This is a genomic window from Bauldia sp., from assembly GCF_965232525.1.
In the GTDB taxonomy this organism is placed as follows: Bacteria; Pseudomonadota; Alphaproteobacteria; order Rhizobiales; family Kaistiaceae; genus Bauldia.
Genome location: NZ_OZ246980.1, coordinates 3,060,353 through 3,081,720 on the forward strand (window position 1 = coordinate 3,060,353; position 21,368 = coordinate 3,081,720).

Genomic DNA, 21,368 nt, shown 5'->3' on the forward strand with positions numbered 1-21,368 from the left:
TACGTTTCGCGTGTTCATTCCGCGATTGCGTAACAGGCGAATTTCTTCGTCGTCAGATGCGCGCAAGCAGCGCGGGCTTCATGTTTGTCGGCGAAGCCGCCGAACCGCGCGCGGTAGAGCGTCTTGGCGTCCTTGACGACCGGTTCCGTGTAGGGCGACGCGTCGGCCAGAACGGCGGCGCCGGAGGCATGGGCACGCGACAGCAGTTCAAGCGCCGCGGCATGCGACGGTGCGGCGGCGATCTGAATCTTCCACCCTGGCGGTGCCTCGACGGCGAGAGCCATCGCTGCCGGATCGGCGGCTGGCTGCGGAGCCTCTATGGCGGCGAGAGCCATCGGTTCCGGATCAGCGATTGGCGCCGGCGTCTCAACGGCAGCGAAGGCCATCGGTTTCGGATCAGCGACGGACGGCGGCGCCTCGACGACCACCATTGGCTCGGCCTTTGCAATGACATCCTCGATCGCCGACGGTGCTGAGCCCATTGGTACGACGGCTGCGGTTTTTGCCGGCTTGACTTCCACGAAGGCGATTAGGTCGTCCGGGATCTCGCCCTGCGCCTGGAACTCGGGCGGCAGGATCGCCGCGACCGAAGTCACAGCGCCGGTCTCGATATCGGACTCAGTCAGCGGACGCAGGCGCGGAAGTGGAAGACTGGCGATGTCGATGCCACCCGACGGCATGATTCGCGCTACCAACTGTGGGCCGGTCGAAGCCCTTGGCAGGTGTTTCCTGACCAGCCCCGCCATGCGCTCGTTGCGCGCGGCGCCGCTCGATCCTCCAAGAACCACGGCGACCACACGACGGTCCTTAGTATTGACCGAGGTGACGAGGTTGAAGCCGGAGGCGCGGATGTAGCCGGTCTTGATCCCATCGACGCCGGTGATCTTGCCGAGCAGCCGATTGTGGTTGCCGATCTTCTGGCCGCGATAGGTGAAGGTCCGCGTCTTGAAATAGTGGAAGTGATGCGGAAAGCGGTCCTGAATCGCGCGGCCAAGGATGGCCATGTCGCGAGCCGTGGTGACCTGGGAGGAGTTCGGCAGGCCAGACGCATTGCGAAACGTCGTCTGCTTCATCCCCAGCTGGCGAGCCCTGCGAGTCATGTCGGCGGCGAACCCGCTTTCGGTTCCCCCGAGATACTCGCCGATCGCCGCCGCTATGTCGTTTGCCGATCGCGTAACCAGTGAAAGGATCGCGTCCTTGACCGCGATTGTCTGACCCGGCTTAAGACCGAGCTTCGAAGGCGGCTGGCCGGCAGCATGCTTGGAAATCGGAATCCGCGTCGACAAGTTCACACGACCGCTGTCCATGGCCTCGAACAGCATGTAGAGGGTCATGATCTTGGTCAGCGACGCCGGATAGGTGCGTTTGTCGGCGTTGCTTGAATAAAGGACCTTGCCGGTCTTTGCGTCGACGACGAGCGCTGCCTTGACCGGCGCCGCCTGCGCGTCGACCGCACCGACGACGGCGATCGAGAGGGCAAGGCCGGTCGCTCCGAATGTTCGGACCAAACGACGACGAAGCCCCTGGAACTGTTTGGGTATCAAGCTATCGAACTCCGCACCGTCTGCGACGTTTCTCGCCGCGCGCCTCGTCCCTGTGTCAGGGGCCATCGAACACAACAACCACCACATCCAGCAACACGCGATGGCTGGATGGTCTCATCCCCTGACGCGAAACACCGACCAAATCGCGGCACAGTCCCCAAATGCCGCCGGCCAGCGTCGTCAATAACGCTATGGAGACGAGGTTACAAATCCGTAAAGCCGGCATCAATGCGGCACGAAAGTGATATTGTGCGCTGCACAATTTACGCTTGACACCTATGCTGCGGTGCACATATCTGGTGCCAGAAATGGACGCGGCCAGGCGCCGCACATGCGAGGGACGACACCGATGATGATGAACCCATTCGAGAACTTCCAGAAATTCGGCCAGGACAACGTCGATATAGCGGTCGAGAGCGCGGATGCTGTCAGCAAGGGCTTCCAGGCCCTGGCGACCGAGGCGGCGGACTATTCCAAGACCGCTTTCGAGGCGAGTGCGTCGGCTGCGACCAAGATGCTTGCCGCCGGCAGTCTCGATAAGGCGATGGAAGTCCAGGCCGAGTTCGTTCGGTCGGCCTACGAAGGCTATGTCGGTCAGGCCACCAAGGTGGGCGAGATCGTTTCAGGGATGGCGAAGGACGCCTACAAGCCCTACGAGACGTTTTTCTCGCGAGTGAACGGCTGACAACAACTCCATAGAGATACACCTCGCACTTCGATGCGAGGAGTCGGGCCCGGCTTGCCGGGCCCTTTTTTGTGGCCTCCACCACGGTTGGATTTGCCCAACGAGCCACCTAGATATGATTGGTGAAGACGTCATCGTGGTCTCTTCGTTTCCGGGGCGGGAATTTTCGACGGAAGTGCATTGCACCTCTGGGGATTTGCGGTCAGGATTCGAAAGGTGCTTGAGTGACGAACCGACACGATGAGCAATGTGAATCGACGCCCGGACGATGGCGACGCGGGGACGGGTGTCGCGACCAAGACGAGACCACAGACCAAGCGCCCAAGTCTGTACCGGGTGCTTCTCCTCAACGACGACTACACACCGATGGAGTTCGTCGTCCACGTGTTGGAGCGCTTCTTTCAGAAGGGGCGTGAGGAGGCGACGCGGATCATGCTGCATGTGCATCAGCACGGCGTCGGGGAGTGCGGCGTCTTCACGTTTGAGGTGGCGGAGACCAAGGTGACACAGGTGATGGATTTCGCCCGTAAGCACCAACATCCGCTACAGTGCGTTATGGAAAAGAAGTGAGGTCTTCCGTGCCGTCATTTTCCCGCAGCCTCGAGAAAGCCCTGCATCAGGCACTGGCGCTCGCGAGCGAGCGAAACCAGGAATACGCGACGCTTGAGCATCTGCTCCTGGCGTTGACCGACGATCAGGATGCAGCGGCGGTGATGCGAGCCTGCAACCTTGATCTCGACGTGCTGCGCCGGAATCTGGTCGAGTACATCGACACGGAACTGGCCAATCTGGCGACCGGTTCAGAGGAAGACTCAAAGCCGACGGCTGGCTTCCAGCGCGTGATTCAGCGCGCGGTCATCCACGTGCAATCCTCAGGCCGAGAGGAGGTGACGGGCGCGAACGTGCTCGTCGCGATCTTCGCCGAGCGCGAGAGCCACGCGGCGTTCTTCCTGCAGGAGCAGGACATGACCCGCTACGACGCGGTCAACTACATCAGTCACGGGATCGCCAAGCGCGCCGGCATGTCCGAGTCGCGCCCGGTTCGTGGTGTCGATGACGATGCCGCCACCTCGGACGGGCGGGAAGACAGCAAGAAGAAGGCGGACGCCCTCGAGGCGTATTGCGTCAACCTCAACGACAAGGCGCAGAAGGGAAAGATCGATCCGCTGATCGGCCGGGACGCTGAGATCAACCGGACGATCCAGGTCCTGTGCCGCCGGCAGAAGAACAATCCGCTGTTCGTCGGCGATCCCGGTGTCGGCAAGACCGCAATCGCCGAAGGGCTGGCGAAGCGAATCACCGACGGTGACGTCCCCGAGGTGCTTCGCGAGTCGACCGTATTTGCGCTCGACATGGGAACCTTGCTCGCCGGGACCCGGTATCGGGGCGATTTCGAGGAGCGCCTGAAGCAGGTGATCAAGGAGATCGAGGAATTCCCCGGCGCGATCATGTTCATTGATGAGATCCACACGGTGATCGGCGCAGGCGCGACCTCCGGCGGGGCGATGGACGCCTCGAATCTGCTCAAGCCGGCTTTGGCGTCAGGCACGGTCCGGTGCATCGGCTCGACGACCTACAAGGAGTATCGACAGTTCTTCGAGAAGGATCGGGCGCTGGTGCGCCGGTTCCAGAAGATCGACGTCAACGAACCGACGATTCCGGATGCGATCCAGATCCTGAAGGGGCTGAAGCCGTACTTCGAGGATTACCATCGGGTGCGTTACACCAACGACGCGATCAAGAGCGCAGTCGAGTTGTCGGCCCGCTACATCAACGACCGCAAGCTTCCCGACAAGGCGATCGACGTCATCGACGAGACCGGCGCGTCACAGATGCTCGTGCCTGAAGCGCGGCGCCGCAAGACGATCGGCGTCAAGGAGATCGAAGGCACGATCGCAACGATGGCGCGGATTCCGCCGAAGTCGGTGTCGAAGGACGATGCGGAAGTCCTGAAGAGCCTCGACGAAACACTGCGGCGCGTGGTGTACGGGCAGGACAAGGCGATCGAGCGCCTGGCGTCTGCGATCAAGCTGGCACGCGCCGGACTACGTGAGCCGGAGAAGCCGATCGGCTGTTATCTGTTCTCCGGTCCGACCGGCGTCGGCAAGACCGAGGTCGCGCGTCAATTGGCGACCGCGCTGGGTGTCGAGCTGCTCCGCTTCGACATGTCCGAGTACATGGAGCGCCACACGGTCTCACGGCTGATTGGCGCACCGCCCGGCTATGTCGGCTTCGATCAGGGTGGCCTGCTGACCGATGGGGTCGATCAGCATCCGCACTGCGTGCTCCTGCTCGATGAGATCGAGAAGGCGCATCCGGACCTGTTCAATATCCTGTTGCAGGTAATGGATCACGGCAAACTCACCGATCACAACGGCAAGCAGGTCGACTTCCGGAACGTCATCCTGATTATGACTACGAATGCCGGTGCTGCCGAACTGGCCAAGCCGGCGATCGGTTTCGGCAAATCGGTCCGCGAGGGCGACGATCAGGAAGCGATCAACCGGCTGTTCACGCCGGAGTTCCGCAACCGTCTCGACGCTGTCGTTCCGTTCAGCAATCTGCCGACCGAGGTCGTCAACCAGGTGGTTCAGAAGTTCGTGCTTCAACTCGAGGCACAGCTTGCCGATCGTGGTGTGACCTTCGATCTGTCGGACGACGCGGTGAAGTGGCTGGCCGAGAAGGGCTACGACAGTCGGATGGGTGCTCGCCCGCTGGCGCGGGTCATCCAGGAGCACATCAAGCAGCCGCTGGCCGACGAAGTGCTGTTCGGCAAGTTGAAGAAGGGGGGCACCGTGAAGGTCACCCTCAACGAGGCGCGAGATGGCTTGGTGCTCGAGGCAGTCGAGGACGGGCCGGTCAAGCCGAAGAAAGAGACCGTGCCGAAGCCTCGGCGACCGCGACGGCGCAAAGCGTCCGCCGCCGCGAAAAAGCCGCCAAAGGACGGCAAGCCTCCTGGTGGCGGTCGCGGGTTGGTGCCGAAGGTGCCGCTCAAGACCGGTTGAGCGACGCGACGCGGGCTCCATCCGCGTCGCTGCCGAAAGATGAGGAGGGCGCAGGCCGGGAGGATGTCCTCTATGCGGACTTTGGCTGAGCCTTTTCGATATTCCGTCGTTCTTGGGGCGGTGGCCCTGCTCGTCGCCGCGATTCCCGCTTCGCCGGCCTATGCCGATGAAGCCTGGGATATGTGCACCAATGAAGACCCGGACATCGGCATCGCCGGATGCGACGAGGTGCTCTCGCGCGGCGATGCCGAGAGCGATCGAAATCGAGCGATTGCCTATCGCAATCGCGGATTGGCTTACCAAGCCAAGGATAACCTCGATGCGGCGATTGCTGATTACGTCGAGGCTATCTCGTTGGATCCCGGCTACGTCACCGCCTTCAACGATCTCGGGATCGCGTATCGAAACAAGGACGATATCGAGCGTGCGATTGGCGCTTACAGTGACGCGATCCGCCTCGATCCGGACTACGCCTACGCCTACAACAACCGCGGCAATGCCTATCGGGACCGCGGCGACTTTGATCTGGCAATCGCCGACTACAGCGACGCGATCCGTCTCGATCCAGCTTACGTGTTCGCCTACAACGGTCGCGGTAATGCCTTTCAGGACAAAGGCGAATTGGACCGCGCGATCGCCGACTACGATATGGCGATACGGCTAGATCCCGACTATCAAGCCACCTTCTACGGACGCGGCAACGCCCACCGGGATCTCGGCAACGTCGATCTTGCGATCGCCGACTACACCGAATCGATCCGCCTCGATCCCAGCTATGCTGCTGCCTACAACGGTCGCGGCAACGCCCACCGGGATCTCGGCAACGTCGATCTTGCGATCGCCGATTACGCCCGGGCGATCGAATTGGAGCCGCGCTATGTGTTCGCGTTCAATGGCCGGGCGAACGCCTATGCCGCTATCGGCGAAACCGAACGTGCTATCGCCGACTACGACTTGGCGATCCGTTTCGATCCGAACTATGCGATCGCCTATCGTAACCGCGGCCTTGCCTTTGACGACCTCGGCCAAACGGACCGTGCGCTCGAAGACTATGACGCGGCCATCCGCCTGAACCCTGCTTACGCCTACGCCTACAACGACCGGGGTATCATCTACGACAACCGCGGCATGCCGGAGCGCGCCGTCGAAGAATACAGTCGCGCCCTCGAAATCGATCCGAACTACACATTTGCCTACAACAACCGCGGCGTGGCCTATCAGAACATGGGTGAGATGGAATTGGCGATCGCCGATTACGAGGCGGCGCTGGCGCTGGAGCCGGACTACGAACGCGCGCAGGAGAATCTTGAGCAAGCCCTGAGCGAGATGGGAGACGGCGGCTTCAGGGCTGCCGGCGCTAGTCGGTCCCAATCAGGCGGCGCGCCTCAAGCCGACAGGGCCACCACCAGGACTTTCTACGGTGAAGGCACCGGCGGCGGACCGGACATCTGGGTACTCATCGAGCCATAGCGGTTCGACGGATCGAGTTATGCCGCCGCGAGAGCGTCGCGAACCCGTTGGGCGTTCGCCTTGAGCACCGCATCGTCTTCCATCTCCCCGGTATGGGGTTTCAGCGGCACGCCCTCGAACCGCGGGATGACATGGACGTGCAGATGGAAAACGGACTGCCCGGCGGCCGGTTCGTTGAACTGTGTGACCGTGACGCCATCGGCGTCAAACGCCGTTTTCACAGCCTTGGCAATCTGTTGGACCGTTTGCATGACCGGTCCGAGTATTTCAGGGTCGGCATCGAGCAAGTTGCGGGACGCGGCCTTGGGGATGACAAGCGTGTGGCCGGTCGCCTGCGGCATCACATCCATGATCGCAATCGCATCGTCTGACTCGAGCACCTTGTGGGCCGGGATCTCGCCACGAAGGATCCGCGCGAAGATGTTGTCATCCGCGTAAGCGTGTTGATTCATCGTTCCGGCCCCGTCTCTTCTGACTGTTTGAACGGCAGATACTCTTCCAGCACTTTGTTGTCACGCGCGACCTGCTGGCGCTCCTGACGCAGGAAGGCTTCGACCGCGTCGCGAAACCCGGAATGGGCGATCCAGTGGGCGGAGTATGTGGTCAGGGGGCGATAGCCGCGGGTGACTTTGTGCTCGCCCTGAGCGCCGGCTTCGACCCGGGCCAGCTTGTGAGCGATGGCCCAGTCGATCGCCTGATAGTAGCAGATCTCGAAATGCAGGAACGGCAGGTTTTCAGTCGTTCCCCAGTAGCGGCCATAGAGTGCATCGGACCCGATCATGTTGAGGGCGCCGGCGACGAATGTGTCGCCGCGCTTCGCCATGATCAGGAGGATCCGATCGGCCATGCGCTCGCCGATGAGCGAAAAGAAGGTTCGATTGAGGTAGGGGCGCCCCCATTTTCGCGCGCCGGTGTCCATGTAGAACGTGAAGAACGCGTCCCAGACGGATTCGGTCAGGTCGCTGCCGGTGAGGTGGACGATCTCAAGGCCGCTCGCCGTCGCGTCCCGGCGTTCGCGACGAATGGTCTTCCGCTTGCGGGAGGCGAGCGCCGCAAGAAAATCGTCGAAGTTGCCATAACCGTCGTTGAAGAAGTGGTACTGCTGATCCGTGCGCTGCAGGTACCCGGCGCTGCCGAGGATGCGCCAGTCCGACTCGGTTGCGAAGGTGACATGCACGGACGAGATGGTGTGGCGCTCGGCGAGGGTGGCCGCGCCGTGTGCAAGGATCGCGCGGCTGCGGTCGGCGTCCGGACTTGGTTTGACCAGGAGGCGTCGACCGGTGACCGGCGTGAACGGCACGGATGCTTGTAGCTTCGGGTAATAGCGCCCACCGGCCCGTTCGAAGGCGTCCGCCCAGCCGGCGTCGAAGACATATTCGCCCATGGAATGGGATTTCAGGTAACACGGCAGCACCGCCGACGGGCTGCCATCGCCGTCGGCTAGGACGAGATGTTGTCCGAGCCACCCTGACTTCGCGGTCGCGGCACCGGACTCCTCAAGCGACCACAAAAAGTCGTGCGCGAGAAAGGGATTGTAGGTCTCGCCATCGGGGTTGGCGCAGGCATCCCAGTCTTCACGAGCGATGTCGCTCAGTGAGGAAACGACCGTTATGGTAGCGTCTGTCGGCGCGGTGTCGGTCACGGGTCCAGATTCGCTCGGAGGGGCTGAGATCAACTTAGGTCGATCCGGCGCCAGCGCAACAGCGAACCAGAATCCGTGTTAGTCAACCAGTCTTTAAGCGTCGCATTGGCCGCGGTGCGACGCTAGACCAGTCGCGGCACGCCCGGCATCGGAGGACAAGACTGTGACCTTATGGCCGAGACGCAGCACGCTGGCAGGGTGGTTGCTCATCGTCACAATCACGCCAGCGGCGGCCGAACACCTGATAACCGGAACGGCGGTTTACGATCTGGCGCTCGACCGGGACGACGCCGGGCTGCTGGTTGGGGTCGAAGGGTTGATGACATCGACCGTGACACGCGATTGCGAGGTGTTCAGCACCGAACTCGACCTGAAGGTGTCGCTTCTACCAGAAGACGGTGCCGCGATTCCGATGACCATTCGCTCGAGCCATGTCGAGGAGGAAGACGAACTGACCTTCGACATACATGGCACTTTGGCGGGCACGGACACCGAAATGGCGGCCGGTTCAGCGACGCGTTCGGCCTCCGGCTTGTCGGTCGCGTTGACCAAGCCCGAAGAGGGCACATTCGAACTGGATCGGGAAGCCCTTTTCCCGGTGGCTCTGACCAAGGCAGTGCTCGAATCGGCAGAGGAAGGCGAGCGGCTCGTCGAGTTTCCGATGTTCGATGGGTCGGGGGCCGGCAAGGAGGTATGGCGTGTCTCGGCGGTGATCGGCGAAGCAGAGACGGTGGCCGACGACGACGCCTCGCTGTACGCCGATGGCCTTGGTTTCGGGGATATGGCGCGGTGGCCGATCACCTTCAGCTATTTCCCGCCGGACGCGGACGGGGCAACGGTGCCGGCGTTTTCGTATCGGGCGCTTGTCTATCGGAACGGTTTCACACCTACTGCTCGCTACGATTTCGGCGTCTTCGCGCTACGGGCGACATTGACGGAAATCACGCCGGTGCCGCCGATCCCGTGTCCAGGGACGACGGATCAAAGCCCTCGAAGATGATCTGATCGGCGTGTCGTCGGGCGGCCAACCGATCCGGGATAGTGCGAACTGTCCAGGCGAGGCGAGGGAGGGGCTCGCCGGGCCGGTGAGCCTCGGCGCGGAGGGCGCCCACTTCATAGGCGACGAATGATAAGTCGCGGTATCGGCCCTTCCGGTGAGGATGGCATCTTGCACCACGCCGACCGGACAGGCTGGCGACAAGACCGCATGGCACGCTAGGGGCGCGTCGGCGAACCGTTCTGATCACATCGGCATCGAACGACATCGCCGCGACTGGACCCGCATGACGCGCAAGGACGTCGGCGACGCGCTCGGCAAGGCGCTTGTCTCCGTCAAAGCGGCTCTTGATCTCAACGAAAAGAGGGGCCCGCCCGGCTATGGCATCGAGGAGCTGTGTCAGTGTCGGGATGCGATCCGAGGTTCCCAGTACGTGCAAGCCCTGGATTGTCGACAGCGTCGCATGGTCGACACGGGCGTTGACGCCGGTGAGACGCATCAGGTTCTCGTCATGAAAGACGATGGCTTCGCCATCTGATGTGATTTGGACATCGCACTCGATCGCGAAATCGCGCGCGATTGCTGCCTCGACGGCGGTCAGCGTGTTTTCGATGCAACCCGCCGACCGGTCGTGGAAACCGCGATGGGCAATAGGACGTTCCGTCAACCAGGCTGGCCCACCCATGTCGCGTCAGGCGATCTCCGCCACGGCTTCCACTTCGACGGCGACGCCAAGTGGCAGCGAACCCATACCAATTGCCGAACGCGCGTGCTTCCCGCGGGTATCGCCAAGGACATCGGTGATCAGGTCGGACGCGCCGTTGATGACCTTATGGGCATCGGTGAAGTCGGGCGTGGCGTTGACGAATCCGACAAGCTTGACCATGCGGGCGACACGGTCGAGATCTTCGACGGCAGCCTGCAGGACGCCGAGGACGTTGATTGCGCAGAGCCTCGCCGCCTGCTGGCCCTCTTCGATCGAGAATTCGCGACCGAGCTTGCCGATGAACTTGACCCCATCCGGGGCAAGCGGGACCTGTCCGGAGATGTAGACGAGGTTGCCGGTGACGACGAACGGTACGTAGTTGGCGGCGGGCCGAGCCGGGGCGGGGAGTTCGAGGCCGAGATCGGCAAGGCGCTTCGCGGTTTCACTGGTCATCGCTGATATCTCCTGATGGTCGCGTCGCTGGCAGGTTTGGCCGAATTCCTCTTAATCGACAAGGTGCGGACCCCTTGTTTTGGCCACTCTGGGCGTGCATGACTTCTTCATGACGATCACCCGGCCACCGCCGCTCATTGTTTGCGTGATTGGCGTCTCCGCGGTCCTCTTTGCAGACGGGGTATCGGCCGCGGATGACGAGGGCCTCAATTTGGCCGCCCACCGTGCCGTTTACGACATATCGCTCCTCGACGCGGCCGACGATGCCGACGTCCTCAACGTCTCTGGGCGCCTGGTGGTGGAGTTCACCGGCTCCGTCTGCGCCGGCTACGAGTCCAAGCTCCGTTTCGTGACTCGGACCGAGAATCCCGACGGTCAGAGCTTTGTGACAGACACGCGGTCCACGAGCTTCGAGGCCGCGGACGGGTCGCATCTCGATTTCGCCAACGAGACTTACGCGGGTACCGTGCTCGCGGAGCAGTCCCAGGGGGAGGCGAATCGCGCCGACGACGGTATCGCCGTGTCGCTTCGCAAACCGGAGGAGAAGAAGGTCGAGATCGACGGCCCGCTTGTCTTTCCGACCGCCCAGATGAGCCGCATTCTGATGTCAGCGGTCCGCGGCGAGGCCTTCCTGTCGATGGCCGTCTACGACGGGTCCGAGGACGGCGAGACTGTTTTCGAGACCGCGGGTGTCATTGGTCGGGAGTCGACGAGTGCCGACGTCGGCGACGAAACGGCGGTCGAAGATGCGGGCATGACCGGAATGCGCCATTGGCCGGTCACGCTGAGCTACTTCGATCGAGACGAATCCGGTGACGAAACACCGTTTTACGTGCTTTCGTTCATCATTTACGAGAACGGCGTTGGGCGGGCGTTGCGGATCGACTACGGTGACTTCGCCCTTGCCGGCAAGCTGACCGGGCTGGAACTGTTACCGTCAGCACCCTGTCCCTGATCCGATGCCTGTTCAGGTGCTTCGCTGAAGGTCGCGAGCATATCCTCGACCTCGCTAAGGTCGTCACCCTCTTCAGGATTGAGGAGATGATAGACGCGATCGAGCAACGCCGCCCGATCGGCCGTGAAACCGTTCCCAGGGACCAGCGTCGCGTTGTAGTGCTCACCGTCAGCCAGGGCGACCACGGCCATCGGCACCGGTCCCCATAGTGGCGGGATACCGAAGGTCGCCTTCACCTGGCGGCCACCCAGGACGATTTTCCGCGGCATCGGGATCAATGTCGCGACCCCGTCAAAGTTTGAATACCAGACCTTCATCATCAGCCGCGCCAACCGGCGCGGGGTCAGGGCCACGAGCCACTGCATGATCGGCAAGTCTTGTGCCCGCGCCAGGCCCGGGATCGGCGCCTTCTTCTTCTCGCGCTTTGGCTTGGTGGATACCGTCACCATTTTGAGCGCGTTGCCGACCCCGTTTTCGGTTCGCCGCCGAACGAACCGCGTTCGTCCGATGTTTCCGCGCAGTGGTTGGGCATGGGGGAAGAGGTCAGTGTCGGCAACGGCGGTCGCGACGACGGCGGCCAGCCTTTCACTCGAGTCCCCTTCGCGAATCATGCCGCGCCGCGGGACCTGAAGCAGCGACAGGCCCGGATCATGGACGGCGATCTTGGGCGTGAGATCCAGCGGGTCGGCTTCTTTGAGCCGCGCCGCAACCTCAAGATGGCGTTCGCTCGGCTCGTATTGCCGCATTCGGGACAGAATCTGGAGGCCGCGGACCGCATCGGCGAGCCCATGCCGCATCTGCATGAGCAGCGCAGAGAGCGGCGGCTCGCCGGTCTCCGGGTTCGGCGGCGTGCCCGTCGGGTTGATGACGAAGATTCGCCAGTCCGGGCCATCGATGCGAATCGGGCTGCGGCGCAGCCGGTCCATGCGTGGAACCAACTGGTCGATCCGGGTGATCGCCGGATCGCGGACGATGGAGACGTGTTTAGGGAGATCGACCGGCCCCGAAGAGCGCTTGGCGAACGTCCAGATACCAACCCGCACGGACTGTTCCGTCAGCGCCGGCAAGGCCTCGATCACGCCCTCCATCTCGGCCAGCAGCATGGCGAGATCGCAAGGACCGTCGAGGACGGCCGCCGCGTTCATGTAGCAGTCGCCGAGATTGTAGAAGATCGTGTCGCTGAGGCTGAGTCGCCTCATATGTCACTCCCCGTCGACCGGCCCCAATCTACGCCGGCCAGCCCGCCTGAGTGTAGGCCATCCCCGACCAATGGCAAATACGCGTTCTTTGTGACGGGAGGGTGATGGGAAGTCGCCAACAACAGTTCGGCGTTCGCTGTCTGGTGGGCCTACGCACCTTCCAGCCTGCCAATCAGTCAGTTTCAGGCTCGTTCGCCTGCGGTCGTACTCGGCGGAGTGTCCGCCGAGTACGTGGTTGTCAGCTCTTAAAATATCGGATCGACCATGGTGAAGTCGCTTGCGCTAAGATTGTTTGGCGAGCCCTCCAAGACCGCAAATAGCGTTTTTGGATCGTCACCGATTCCGTCGTTGTCGTGCCAGAGTTTGCCGTTGTTTTTGTTGTAGATGATGTAGTCGTTAGCATCCTTGGCATTCTTGCCTTTGCGGAACTCGTTGCCCTCTAGGCTTTCGCCGATTGAAGCGAAAATAGATGTGCTAAGGCCGATCGAGTCTTCTCCGACTTTGAAGTCCTTTATCAAGTCGACGTTGTTATTTTTGTCAAGAGTCGAGCTGAATCCAAAGACATCGGCTTTGTCACCGCCCTTCAGTATATCGTTACCGGTTTGACCGTCGAGCTGGTCCTTACCTTTACCGCCGTTGAGTTTATCGGCGCCGCCGCCGCCTTTGAGGTCGTCGGAGTTCTTCCCGCCCTTGAGATTGTCGGCGCCGCCGGCGCCCTTTATCAGGTCGTCTCCATCATTGCCCTTAATCTTGTTGTTGTTATTGTCTCCGAATAGGTCGTCACCCTGGTTACTTCCGTAGATATTCTCGATCTTGAGGTAGGTATCGCCTTCGGCAAAACTGCCACTCCCTGTCCCATTTGCCAGATCGACAACCACAGCCCCAGGTGAACTGCTATAGTCGACAGTATCGATTCCCTTTCCACCATTCATTTCGTCAGCGCCAAGGCTTCCAAGCAAGATATCGTCGCCTTTCTTACCCTTCATCAGGTCGGCATTTATCGTGCCTTCAAGGACGTTGTCTTTGTTGTTGCCAATAACTTCAGCCATTTCGTTTTCCTTCCACTGTGTTCGACGCCGGCACTGCGCCGGAGTCACCAGTCTCCCGTTATCTGCATTTCTCTCGTCCCGGAACACGGCTTCTGGCGGCCGGAATTTCGACGAGGCGCGACTGTTAGGCGCTTACGGCTCACGCGACTATGACGGCTGTCACAACGGCTCATGCGACTATGACGACCGTCACAATCCGGGCTGCGCGCAGCAAGCTAGTCTCGATCGGAAACTATCACATCCCCATTGATTGATGACATATACTATTGGTTGAGTGCAGGAGTAATGAGTCCGGCGCTTCAGAAGCGCCGGACTCATTATGTTTAGGTGACACGATCGTGACTAGATGACCAGGAAGTCCTGGGCATCGAGGTTAAGACCGACGTCCAGACGGGCGAACAGCACTTTCCCCGCGCCCCCCGCGCCGTCGAAGTCATGGAACAGCTTGCCGTTGTTTTCGTTGTAGATAATCCAGTCGTTGTCGTCCTGGGCTGAGCTACCGACAACGAACTCACCATTGCCAATCTGATTGCCGACATTGGAGAAAATCGCACTGTCGAGAACGATCTTGTCCTTGTTGACCTTGAAGTCCTTGATCGTGTCGACGTTATTGGCCTCACTGAGGGCGGTATCGAAATAGAATTTGTCCTTACCGCCACCGCCTTTGAGTTCGTCGTTCCCCTTTTCGCCGCGGAGCTTGTCTTTGCCGCCGCCGCCTTTGAGGGAATCGCCCTTGGCACCGCCGATCAAGTCGTCCTTGCCTTGGCCGCCTTCGAGGGCGTCTTTGCCGTCGTTACCGCGGAGGGTGTCATCTCCTCCGTTGCCTTCGATAATATCATCACCGGCCTGTCCGGACAGCACGTTGGCCTGCGAGTCACCGTGCAGCGTGTCGGCGTGGGCTGACCCGATGAGGTTTTCGATATCAATGTAGGTGTCGCCCTGTGCGTCGCCGAACTGGCCGACGCCGGTCGTCAACGACGCGCGAACGCCTGCCGCCGAGTCGATGTACGAGGCCGTGTCGTTGCCACTGCCGCCGTCCAACGTATCGGCGCCGCCACCGCCCTTGAGCATGTCGTCACCGTTGTCACCGATCAGAGTATCGGCACCGCCGAGGCCGACAAGACTGTCGTCCCCGGTCCAACCGTTCAGGACATTGGCGCCGGCATCGCCGATGAGGACGTCATCATGCGACGAGCCCGTCAGGTTCTCTATGTTGACGAGAACATCGCCTTCCGCGGTGCCGCCGGTACCGTCACCGGTTTCCAGGCTGACCGAGACACCCTCTGTAGAGTCGGTGTAGTTGGCAGTATCGTTTCCGGTGCCGCCGTCTAGGTAGTCGGCGCCGCCGCCACCCTTCAGCAGGTCGTTTCCGCCGAGACCGAAGATCCAATCGATGCCATCAAGGCCATAGATCTCGTCGGACCCATTCGTAACGCCGTCCGCGGCGTTCAGGACTTCTGGATTATCCGTTCCAACAACGTTGGCCATGGTCGTGCCCTTTCCTTCGAGCTTTAGGCGCCGGCACGTCCGCCGGCGCGGTTAGCTCCCCGGTATCGCTACGACCTCTCGTCCCTCTTCTTCACAGCTTAGGCTGTGAGATTTTGGTGGAGTTTAGCTAGACGAATCGGCATGTGCTGTTAACCGGATCACAGTGGCCAGCTGCCGTCGTCGCTGCGCCGATCTATGTGACCCTTGACGAAATCGTTGACGGTGAGACGCATCGGGCGGGTGGTGCCGTCTTTGTAGTGGCGTTTGAAATAGACTGTCTTCTTGTCCTTGCCGATCAGACGGATCGAATTGAGGATAAAGCGATTCACCTTCTGGTTATCGGCGGCCCAGGCGTTGATGAGGATACAGTCGCCTGATCGCGCCTGCTCATCCGAGAACTCGCCGCGACCCTCCACCCAAGCCTCGGCGATCCCTTCGGTCGCCAATGCCCAGCCGAGAAAGCCGACGACGTCATCGTCGCGGTCAATGACAAACGTGTAGTGTCCGCGATTGACCTGTCCGGTCAGGATGCGAGACCAGTGCCCGAACTTGAGCTGGGCGAAAGCCGGCTTAGTCATCAGGTGGCTGACAGCGAGGCCCAGGGCCGCTGCCGGCGATTTCGGCCGGAACAGTCGGAGTTCCGGATCGCTCATGGTTTCAGTGTGGGTCTCGGCTGTGTTGTCGGCCATTGGCCATCTCCTCGGTCATCGTTCTGCTCTACCTCAATGACCGCGCTTGTCCTGCGATCTTTGCCATATCGGCGCTGAACCCGGCTGATTGCAGCTTACATCAAGCCGCCTCAGTTGCCGACCAAGGGCTCGGTCGCTAACAACATCGGGCGAGGGAGGGGCAATGTTCGACAAGATCCTGATTGCCAACCGCGGCGAAATCGCCGTGCGGATCATGCGGACCGCGCGTCGTATGGGTATCGCGACGGTCGCTGTCTACTGCGACACGGATGCCGACGCGCCCCATGTCGAGGCCGCCGATGAGGCCGTCAACATCGGGCCTCCACCCGCTACGTCGTCTTATCTTTTGGTCGACAAGATCGTCGAGGCCTGTGAACAGACCGGTGCTGCCGCTGTTCACCCCGGCTATGGCTTCCTGTCCGAGCGGTCAGACTTCGCCGAGGCGCTCGCGGCCGCTGGTATTGTCTTCGTCGGCCCCAATCCCGCGGCAATCGCGGCGATGGGTGACAAGCTCGAATCGAAACGGCTTGCAGCACAAGCCGGTGTCTCCACCGTACCCGGCCACGTCGGCGCGGTCGAAGACGCCGAAGCCGCGGTCGAGATCGCCGCCGAAACCGGTTATCCGGTGATGATCAAGGCCTCCGCCGGTGGTGGGGGCAAGGGCATGCGGATCGCTCGGACGATGGAAGAGGTCCGAGAAGGATTCTCTCTCGCCCAATCCGAGGCGCGATCCTCGTTCGGCGACGATCGCATTCTGATCGAACGGTTCGTTGAGTCGCCCCGCCACATCGAAATTCAGGTGCTCGGCGACAAACGCGGCAACGTCATCCATCTTGGCGAACGCGAATGCTCCATCCAGCGGCGCAACCAGAAGATTATCGAGGAAGCGCCGTCTCCGGCAGTCGATGAAGAGCTGCGTCAAGCGATGGGTGCGCAGGCCGTCGCCCTGGCGCAGGCCGTCGCCTACGACTCTGCTGGGACGGTCGAGTTCATCGTCGCGCCTGACCATGAGTTCTTCTTCCTAGAAATGAATACCAGGCTGCAGGTCGAGCATCCGGTGACGGAATTCGTCACTGGCATCGACCTGGTCGAGCAGATGCTCCGTATAGCCGCAGGAGAGCCCTTGGAGATGAGCCAGGCGAATGTGCGGATCAACGGCTGGGCGATTGAGTCGCGGGTCTATGCCGAAGACCCACGTCGTGGCTTCCTTCCGTCAATCGGTCGCCTGTCGCGTTACCGGCCGCCGGAAGAGAGCGACGCGGTCCGTATCGATGCCGGTGTGGTGGAGGGTTCCGAGATCTCGCTCTATTTCGATCCGCTGATCTCGAAACTGATCACCTATGGTCCCGACCGTGACACCGCCGTGGACACGATGCAGGGCGCGCTTGATCGCTATCTGATCGACGGCATCGCGCATAATGTGCCGTTTCTCGCCGCGCTGATGGATCACCCGCGATGGCGGGAAGGGCGCCTGTCCACCAACTTCATCGACGAGGAGTACCCCGATGGCTTTGCGGCGGTCGCGCTGACCGAACGAAGCCGTACACGCCTGGCACTGGCAGCGTTGGCGATCGAGGTCGCCCGCCAGGAGAGGCTGCGATCCCTCCCTGATCGGCGCAGCCCGCCGACGGCGCTGGACCGGAAAGAGTGGGTCGTCCGCGTTGGAGCGGACCACGTTCCGTTGCAGATTTCGGCGACCGATCGGCAGTCTCCGTTGTCGCTGTCGGTAATGCTCCCCGGGGCAGATCGGGTAACAACGGTCACGTCGCAGTGGCGACCCGGCGACGTGTTGTGGTCGGGCGTCATCGACAACGAGGCGGTCGATGTACAGGTGAGGCCCGCAACGGCCGGTCTTCACCTGTCGTGGCGCGGCGCCGACGCAGTGTGCCGCGTGATGACACCGGAGGTCGCTGCCCTCGACGCGCTGATGCCACAGACAGCCGGCTCGGACTCGACGCGCTTCCTTCGTTGTCCGATGCCCGGGCTGGTGGTGTCCATCCTCGTCGACGCAGGCCAGAAGGTAAGCGCGGGAACCCCCCTCGCGATCGTCGAAGCAATGAAGATGGAGAATGTACTGAGGGCCGACCGCGACGCGACCGTTGCGAATATCGAGGCGGCGCCAGGCGACGTGCTCGCCGTCGATGCTGTTATCCTGCAGTTTGCCGACGACTGATCGTTTCGATCTTCACGCTTCGCGGTCTGTGTCGGGGCGGGTTTGGGTGGAAGTCCTCAGAACGAGGGTACCATCGAATACCCGCTGCACCGGCCTGCGTTGCTCGCCCGAGCCGGCAGCCAGAATGATCTCCATGCCGGCATCGATCATCGCATCGATCGGTTGGTGGATCGTCGTCAGGTCGTAGCTGGGCCAGGCGGCGGAAGCGGCGTCGTCAAACCCGACAATCGACAGGTCTTCCGGGATACCAAGCCCCAACCGGGAACGGGCGGCGTCCATCGCCCCCATGGCCATGATGTCGCTCGCGCAGAATATCGCCGTGAGGTCCGGCGTCGACTCGACAAGCGCCATTGTTGCCCGGGCGCCGCCGCCGTAGTTGTAGTCGCCCCAATCCGTCACCGGCGGGTCGAGCCCGTGCTCCTCCAGCCGCGCCGAGAATCCGGCGAATCGATCGCGATCGGTCCCGGCGCCCTGTGGGCCGTGCACATAACCGATCCGCGTGTGACCCTCGGCAGCCAGCAGGTCGGCGACGATCTGTCCTGCGGCAACGTTGTCGACGGACACATAGGACGCATCGAGACCTGTCATCTGAGGATTGAACATCAGGATAGTTGTGCCGAGGTTCCGATACCGACGGGCGAGGTTGCGCGGCATGTGCGGACTGATGACGAAGCAACCATCTACCCGGTATTGCTCGAGCGTCGGGAGTGCCGCGCTCAGATCCGCCTCCGTGTCGGCGGCGATGAGAAGTGGTTGGAGTCCCGTTCGACCGAGCTGCTTAGACAAACGCTCAACGGCGGAGGCCAGGAACGGATTACCGAAGTCGGAGATCACAACGCCGACGATCCCCGACCGTTGGGTGATCAAGCCCCGGGCCAAGGCGTTGGGCTGATAGCCGAGTTTCTCCGCGACCGCGAAGATACGTTTGCGTGTCTCGCCCGAGACGCCGGTGCCGCCTGCAAAGGCCCGCGAAACCGCTGATTGCGAGACCTTTGCGTGGCGAGCAACCTGCCACGCGGTGACGCGTGTTTGTCCCGAATGTGTTCTTGGACGGTCCCTGGCCAATGCCGCCGACTCCGCTTGACTTGCCTCACATGGCAGTGCGACAGTGATGTTAACGCATACGTATGCGTGCGTTCAAACTTCAAGCGGCGAGATACCCGCCGCCATGGGAGTTGAGCGTGTCAGGCCGAATTCAGCCGGAGGGAGGAACAGGATGAAAATGAAGCTGATGAAACGACTGGTACCGGTCGCAGCAGCGGCCGCGATACTAGGCGGTTCCGCGCAAGCACAGGAACTCACCATAGCCACGTCGGTGCCGAGCCTCGGATTTCCGTTCTTCGTGCATATGCAAAAGGAGCTCGACGCGGCCGCGGAGCAACTTGGCGACATCACACTGCTGGCTACCGACGGCCAGAACCAGACGCCAAAGCAGACCGCGGACGTTGAAGCGGCGATCATTCAGGGTGTCGATGGGATCGTGATCAGCCCGATCGATGCGGTGGCCATGGCTCCTGCATTGCAACAAGCGATAGACGCCGGCGTGCCGGTGGTCACCATCGACCGCGCGGTTGACGGCGTTCCGGGCATCCTGTCCCACGTCGGCGCCGACAACGTCAAAGGTGGCGAAGCGCAGGGGCAGCTGATCGTGGATCTCTTCCCAGACGGGGCCCGGGTCGTGAATCTGCAGGGGCAGCCCGGCGCGAGCCCGGCGATCGATCGGAACAAGGGCGTCCACAACGTCCTTGATGCGATGTCCGACAAGTACGTGTTCGTCGCGGAGCAAACCGCGAACTTTGCTCGCGAGGAGGGCGCGACGGTTACCGAAGCGATCCTCGCCGGTCTCGACTCTCCGCCTGACGTGATCGTCGCCGCCAACGACGACATGGCTCTCGGTGCTCTTCAGGTCACGCAGGAACAGAACCTCGATATCCCGATCATCGGGTTCGATGCCCTGCCGGAGGCCCTGGGTAGCGTCCGGGACGGCGGTCTCGCGGCCACGATCGAGCAGTTTCCCGGCGGCCAAAGCCGCGGCGCGATGGAAGTTCTGGTCGACTATCTGCGCAACGGGACCGAACCGGAAAAGGTGGTCCTCCTGACGCCGATCGCGATCACCCAGGACAACATCGACCAGGCCGAGCGTCTTGGCGAACTCGAGTAGTCCACGCTAAACATCGAAGCGGGCCGGGCGTTACGCTCGGCCCGCTTTCGCAAGGGAGGACGTCGTGCCTCACGCGCTCGGGATTCGTTGACGATGAGCAACAGCGTCATCCCCGATTTTGAAGAGCCGCATCGCGGCTTCGACCCCCTCCAGTTTGCTGCCAAATACGCGGCGCCGATATTTCTTCTTCTCCTCATTGCCGTTTTCGCGACGCTTCACGAAAACTTTCTGCACCCGCTCAACATCTTCAATGTCCTCCGGCAGGTCTCGATCTCGGGCCTGATTGCCATCGGGATGACGTTCGTCATCCTGACGGCGGGGATCGACCTTTCGGTTGGCTCGCTGATGGCGTTCGCGGGTGTCGTCGGGGCCTACGTCGCCAAGGGCGGTTTGGCCGATCGTTTTGCCATCGGCGAAAGCGCTGACGCGGGATATCCCCTGTTCCTTGCTGTTCTCGCGGCGCTCGCCGTTGGGGTGGTCGGCGGACTGATTCAGGGGCTTGTGATTACGCGATTTCGGGTACCGCCCTTTGTCGCAACCTTGGGCGGGTTGACCTCGTTTCGCGGCGCGCTGCTGTGGTTTGCCGACGGCGGGCCGATCAGCGGCTTCAAGCCGGAGTACACTTGGTGGGGACAGGGCCGCGTCCCGGTGCGCTTACCCTTTTCGGATTCAGTCTTGGTTTCCGTTCCGGTCCCGGTGATCATCTTCCTGGCGGCTGCGATCATCGCTATATTCGTTCTTAATTACACCCGTTTCGGTCGTTATGTGTATGCCGTCGGCGACAACGCCGCTGCGGCCGCGCTCAACGGCGTTCCGACCCAGCGCATTCTCGTCTCGGTCTACGTCATCTCCGGCTTCTTCTGCGGGCTTGCGGGGTTCCTCCTGTCGGCGCGGCTGAACTCTGCCGAGGCTGTGGCGGGCATGGGGCTTGAGCTGACCGTGATCGCCTCGGTGGTCATCGGCGGGACCAGTCTGTTCGGCGGTGTAGGCGGTGTCTTCGGAACCTTGATCGGTGCGCTGCTGCTTGGCGTCCTGACCAATGGGCTCGTGCTCCTCAACGTCTCGTCCTTCATTCAGCAGGTTATCATCGGGATTATCCTCGTCGCCGCGGTCGCATTCGACCAGTTCGCGGCGTCGCGACGACCAGGCTGA

General features: G+C 61.8%; 19 protein-coding genes and 1 pseudogene. 9 read left to right on the plus strand and 11 right to left on the minus strand.

Going from position 1 to position 21,368, the window contains the following annotated elements; all coding sequences use genetic code 11:
* Positions 1-14 precede the first annotated feature (14 nt).
* A complete protein-coding gene (locus ACO076_RS14485) occupies positions 15-1,469 on the minus strand; it encodes a serine hydrolase (protein WP_421726739.1) in 1,455 nt (484 codons plus the stop codon).
* Positions 1,470-1,893: 424 nt separating this feature from the next.
* Here ACO076_RS14485 and ACO076_RS14490 point away from each other — a divergent pair, with 424 nt between their 5' ends.
* The 4 genes from ACO076_RS14490 (at position 1,894) to ACO076_RS14505 (ending at position 6,704) form a co-directional block, all read left to right on the plus strand.
* Positions 1,894-2,229, plus strand: coding sequence for a phasin family protein (locus tag ACO076_RS14490; RefSeq protein WP_421723547.1), 336 nt, complete (start codon positions 1,894-1,896; stop codon positions 2,227-2,229).
* 240 nt (positions 2,230-2,469) lie between these two features.
* Positions 2,470-2,799, plus strand: a complete 330-nt coding sequence (gene clpS, locus ACO076_RS14495; RefSeq protein WP_421723548.1) for an ATP-dependent Clp protease adapter ClpS — start codon at positions 2,470-2,472, stop codon at positions 2,797-2,799.
* A gap of 8 nt (positions 2,800-2,807) precedes the next feature.
* Positions 2,808-5,234, plus strand: a complete 2,427-nt coding sequence (gene clpA, locus ACO076_RS14500) for an ATP-dependent Clp protease ATP-binding subunit ClpA (protein WP_421723549.1) — start codon at positions 2,808-2,810, stop codon at positions 5,232-5,234.
* Positions 5,235-5,306: 72 nt separating this feature from the next.
* Positions 5,307-6,704, plus strand: a complete 1,398-nt coding sequence (locus ACO076_RS14505) for a tetratricopeptide repeat protein (protein ID WP_421723550.1) — start codon at positions 5,307-5,309, stop codon at positions 6,702-6,704.
* Positions 6,705-6,721: 17 nt separating this feature from the next.
* Here ACO076_RS14505 and ACO076_RS14510 read toward each other — a convergent pair whose 3' ends face one another.
* Together ACO076_RS14510 and ACO076_RS14515 are read right to left on the minus strand one after the other, a co-directional pair.
* The gene (locus tag ACO076_RS14510) at positions 6,722-7,156 is read right to left on the minus strand and encodes an HIT family protein (protein WP_421723551.1); all 435 of its coding nucleotides are present in this window, start codon (positions 7,154-7,156) and stop codon (positions 6,722-6,724) included.
* The gene (locus ACO076_RS14515) at positions 7,153-8,346 is read right to left on the minus strand and encodes a GNAT family N-acetyltransferase (RefSeq protein WP_421723552.1); all 1,194 of its coding nucleotides are present in this window, start codon (positions 8,344-8,346) and stop codon (positions 7,153-7,155) included. Before ACO076_RS14515 ends, ACO076_RS14510 begins: the two co-directional genes overlap by 4 nt.
* Before the next feature lie 202 nt (positions 8,347-8,548).
* On the opposite strand from ACO076_RS14515, the gene ACO076_RS14520 reads away from it, so the two are divergent.
* Positions 8,549-9,346, plus strand: coding sequence for an EipB family protein (locus ACO076_RS14520; protein ID WP_421723553.1), 798 nt, complete (start codon positions 8,549-8,551; stop codon positions 9,344-9,346).
* Here the strand turns inward: ACO076_RS14520 and ACO076_RS14525 are convergent.
* Together ACO076_RS14525 and ACO076_RS14530 are read right to left on the minus strand one after the other, a co-directional pair.
* Complete coding sequence (locus ACO076_RS14525; protein ID WP_421723554.1) at positions 9,288-10,028, minus strand: glycerophosphodiester phosphodiesterase family protein; 741 nt, start codon at positions 10,026-10,028, stop codon at positions 9,288-9,290. The two genes, ACO076_RS14520 and ACO076_RS14525, sit on opposite strands and share 59 nt — an antisense overlap.
* A gap of 6 nt (positions 10,029-10,034) precedes the next feature.
* A complete protein-coding gene (locus ACO076_RS14530) occupies positions 10,035-10,502 on the minus strand; it encodes a RidA family protein (RefSeq protein ID WP_421723555.1) in 468 nt (155 codons plus the stop codon).
* A 79-nt stretch (positions 10,503-10,581) separates the two neighbouring features.
* Here ACO076_RS14530 and ACO076_RS14535 point away from each other — a divergent pair, with 79 nt between their 5' ends.
* The gene (locus ACO076_RS14535) at positions 10,582-11,457 is read left to right on the plus strand and encodes a cell envelope integrity EipB family protein (protein WP_421723556.1); all 876 of its coding nucleotides are present in this window, start codon (positions 10,582-10,584) and stop codon (positions 11,455-11,457) included.
* On the opposite strand, the gene ACO076_RS14540 is transcribed toward ACO076_RS14535, so the two are convergent.
* The 4 genes from ACO076_RS14540 to ACO076_RS14555 all read right to left on the minus strand — a co-directional run bounded on the left by ACO076_RS14540 (position 11,388) and on the right by ACO076_RS14555 (position 15,882).
* The gene (locus ACO076_RS14540) at positions 11,388-12,656 is read right to left on the minus strand and encodes a hypothetical protein (RefSeq protein ID WP_421723557.1); all 1,269 of its coding nucleotides are present in this window, start codon (positions 12,654-12,656) and stop codon (positions 11,388-11,390) included. The genes ACO076_RS14535 and ACO076_RS14540 overlap by 70 nt on opposite strands.
* A 245-nt stretch (positions 12,657-12,901) precedes the next feature.
* A complete protein-coding gene (locus ACO076_RS14545) occupies positions 12,902-13,705 on the minus strand; it encodes a calcium-binding protein (RefSeq protein WP_421723558.1) in 804 nt (267 codons plus the stop codon).
* A gap of 342 nt (positions 13,706-14,047) precedes the next feature.
* Positions 14,048-15,193: a calcium-binding protein gene (locus ACO076_RS14550; RefSeq protein WP_421723559.1), complete on the minus strand. Its 1,146-nt coding sequence runs from the start codon at positions 15,191-15,193 to the stop codon at positions 14,048-14,050.
* A 158-nt stretch (positions 15,194-15,351) separates the two neighbouring features.
* Positions 15,352-15,882 (minus strand): toxin-activating lysine-acyltransferase, encoded by a 531-nt coding sequence (locus ACO076_RS14555; RefSeq protein ID WP_421723560.1) that lies wholly within the window; start codon positions 15,880-15,882, stop codon positions 15,352-15,354.
* 163 nt (positions 15,883-16,045) lie between these two features.
* Between ACO076_RS14555 and ACO076_RS14560 the strand changes: the two genes are divergently transcribed.
* Positions 16,046-18,055, plus strand: a complete 2,010-nt coding sequence (locus ACO076_RS14560) for an acetyl-CoA carboxylase biotin carboxylase subunit (RefSeq protein ID WP_421723561.1) — start codon at positions 16,046-16,048, stop codon at positions 18,053-18,055.
* 12 nt (positions 18,056-18,067) lie between these two features.
* On the opposite strand, the gene ACO076_RS14565 is transcribed toward ACO076_RS14560, so the two are convergent.
* Positions 18,068-18,922, minus strand: coding sequence for a substrate-binding domain-containing protein (locus ACO076_RS14565; RefSeq protein WP_421726740.1), 855 nt, complete (start codon positions 18,920-18,922; stop codon positions 18,068-18,070).
* Positions 18,923-18,949: 27 nt separating this feature from the next.
* A pseudogene (locus ACO076_RS14570) lies at positions 18,950-19,120 on the minus strand (LacI family DNA-binding transcriptional regulator); the annotation flags it as partial.
* Between the two features lie 151 nt (positions 19,121-19,271).
* Between ACO076_RS14570 and ACO076_RS14575 the strand changes: the two are divergent.
* Both ACO076_RS14575 and ACO076_RS14580 read left to right on the plus strand, forming a co-directional pair.
* Entirely contained in the window at positions 19,272-20,216 is a 945-nt protein-coding gene (locus ACO076_RS14575; protein WP_421723562.1) for a substrate-binding domain-containing protein, read from the plus strand.
* Positions 20,217-20,309: 93 nt separating this feature from the next.
* Complete coding sequence (locus tag ACO076_RS14580) at positions 20,310-21,368, plus strand: ABC transporter permease (RefSeq protein ID WP_421723563.1); 1,059 nt, start codon at positions 20,310-20,312, stop codon at positions 21,366-21,368.

Bases quoted from the DNA above. Each gene is read 5' to 3' on its own strand.
- ACO076_RS14490 (WP_421723547.1), top strand. From the start codon at position 1,894: ATGATGATGAACCCATTCGAGAACTTCCAGAAATTCGGCCAGGACAAC.
- clpS (WP_421723548.1), top strand. From the start codon at position 2,470: ATGAGCAATGTGAATCGACGCCCGGACGATGGCGACGCGGGGACGGGT.
- ACO076_RS14505 (WP_421723550.1), top strand. From the start codon at position 5,307: ATGCGGACTTTGGCTGAGCCTTTTCGATATTCCGTCGTTCTTGGGGCG.
- ACO076_RS14510 (WP_421723551.1), bottom strand. From the start codon at position 7,156: ATGAATCAACACGCTTACGCGGATGACAACATCTTCGCGCGGATCCTT.
- ACO076_RS14525 (WP_421723554.1), bottom strand. From the start codon at position 10,028: ATGGGTGGGCCAGCCTGGTTGACGGAACGTCCTATTGCCCATCGCGGT.
- ACO076_RS14530 (WP_421723555.1), bottom strand. From the start codon at position 10,502: ATGACCAGTGAAACCGCGAAGCGCCTTGCCGATCTCGGCCTCGAACTC.
- ACO076_RS14540 (WP_421723557.1), bottom strand. From the start codon at position 12,656: ATGAGGCGACTCAGCCTCAGCGACACGATCTTCTACAATCTCGGCGAC.
- ACO076_RS14545 (WP_421723558.1), bottom strand. From the start codon at position 13,705: ATGGCTGAAGTTATTGGCAACAACAAAGACAACGTCCTTGAAGGCACG.
- ACO076_RS14550 (WP_421723559.1), bottom strand. From the start codon at position 15,193: ATGGCCAACGTTGTTGGAACGGATAATCCAGAAGTCCTGAACGCCGCG.
- ACO076_RS14555 (WP_421723560.1), bottom strand. From the start codon at position 15,882: ATGGCCGACAACACAGCCGAGACCCACACTGAAACCATGAGCGATCCG.
- ACO076_RS14560 (WP_421723561.1), top strand. From the start codon at position 16,046: ATGTTCGACAAGATCCTGATTGCCAACCGCGGCGAAATCGCCGTGCGG.
- ACO076_RS14575 (WP_421723562.1), top strand. From the start codon at position 19,272: ATGAAAATGAAGCTGATGAAACGACTGGTACCGGTCGCAGCAGCGGCC.
- ACO076_RS14580 (WP_421723563.1), top strand. From the start codon at position 20,310: ATGAGCAACAGCGTCATCCCCGATTTTGAAGAGCCGCATCGCGGCTTC.